This window comes from Sphingobacterium sp. T2 (genome assembly GCF_000814685.1).
GTDB classification, from domain to species: Bacteria; Bacteroidota; Bacteroidia; order Sphingobacteriales; family Sphingobacteriaceae; genus Sphingobacterium; species Sphingobacterium thermophilum.
On sequence record NZ_JXAC01000162.1, the window covers coordinates 1 to 1,538 of the forward strand.

Genomic DNA, 1,538 nt, shown 5'->3' on the forward strand with positions numbered 1-1,538 from the left:
AGAAATAATAGGTCAATACTGGAATTAACTAAGGATATTATAGAATATATTAAATATTACAACGACAAAAGGATAAGAACTAATTTAAATGGAATGAGCCCGGTAGAATACCGAGCTCATCATATCAAAAATATTGCATAAATTCGTCCAACTTTTTGGGGGCAGTCCAAATTTCAAGGCCTTTATTTTTATAACGATAGAATTTCAACAATCCTGGTTAGGTTTGTATTTATCTTGTCAATATGCTTAATAGCCTTACTGAATGGCGTGAACTGCACGTCCCCACAAATCAATCCTGCCATCTCACCCTTGCGGCCTGCCAACAGGCCTTCCACTGCTGCAACGCCTAAACGGCTTGCTAACACCCTGTCCATACAGGTAGGCTTTCCTCCACGTTGAATATGCCCTAAAATAGAAACACGAACATCATAGTGTGGGAAATTCTCTTTAATCTTGTCTGCTACAACCAAACCACCCTCATCGTCTCCTTCCGCTACGATGATGATACGCGAAGACTTATTTTTTCTAGTTTGATCCAAACGCTTCATGATAGCATTGTAATCAACCTCTAGCTCCGGAATCAACACCGCTTCTGCTCCGGTACTAATCCCCGAACGTATAGCAATCAATCCGGAATCACGGCCCATCACTTCAATCACGAAAAGACGGTCATGCGACTCCGCAGTATCACGAATTTTGTCTACCGCATCCACCACGGTATTTATAGCTGTATCATAACCTATAGTAAAGTCTGTTCCGGCCAAGTCGTTGTCTATGGTTCCCGGTAGCCCTATTATAGGTACATCAAATTCCTCTATAAATTTAGAAGCTCCGGTAAAAGTTCCATCACCACCAATCACCACCAAAGCATCTATACCGAAACGTTTAATATTTTCATAGGCTTGTTTACGGCCTTCATAGGTTTTGAATTCCTCGCTTCGGGCAGTTTTCAATATTGTCCCTCCGCGCTGTATGATATTCGCTACGGACTTGGCATCCATAGGAACGATATCGTCTTTTACCAATCCGTCGTATCCTCTTTTCACACCAAACACGTTCAAACCATGGTAGATGCCGGCACGCACTACCGCACGGATTGCCGCATTCATACCCGGAGCATCTCCTCCTGACGTTAATACTGCAATATTTTTAATTTCTCTCATATATTACAAATATATCATTATCGGCAATATTTTTTTGTTAAAAAATTATTAATTGCTGGCGTTCTTTGCTTTGAACAAATCTATCCCCTTTTGCAGGTAAGCAGCATAGCTGTCCACATTGTAGTCTGCCCCTGTAGGTGGCAACAGCACATTACCTTCCGTATCCACAATAACATACAAAGGCTGTGAGTTGCTGTTGAACGATGAAGCCTGAAAGTCGCTGTTCTTCTTCCCTATCGTGTTAATCTTCTTGCCGCTGAAGCTTGAAACATACTGCTCCTCCGCCGGCAGCTCCGTCTTGTCATCCACAAAAAGCTCGGCCATCACGAACTCCTCGCGTAACAGCTTGGCAACCTTCACGTCTGTCCAAACGTT

At 42.7% G+C, this 1,538-nt stretch carries 2 protein-coding genes and 1 pseudogene; 1 reads left to right on the forward strand and 2 read right to left on the reverse strand.

What is annotated here, in order from left to right:
• Positions 1–18 precede the first annotated feature (18 nt).
• Positions 19–141, forward strand: a complete 123-nt coding sequence (locus SD31_RS10535; protein WP_410528256.1) for an IS3 family transposase — start codon at positions 19–21, stop codon at positions 139–141.
• Positions 142–188: 47 nt separating this feature from the next.
• Here the strand turns inward: SD31_RS10535 and pfkA are convergent, their stop codons facing one another.
• Together pfkA and SD31_RS10545 are read right to left on the reverse strand one after the other, a co-directional pair.
• Positions 189–1,163, reverse strand: a complete 975-nt coding sequence (gene pfkA / locus SD31_RS10540; protein WP_039054092.1) for a 6-phosphofructokinase — start codon at positions 1,161–1,163, stop codon at positions 189–191.
• 48 nt (positions 1,164–1,211) lie between these two features.
• Positions 1,212–1,538 (reverse strand): annotated as a pseudogene (locus tag SD31_RS10545) (hypothetical protein); the annotation flags it as partial.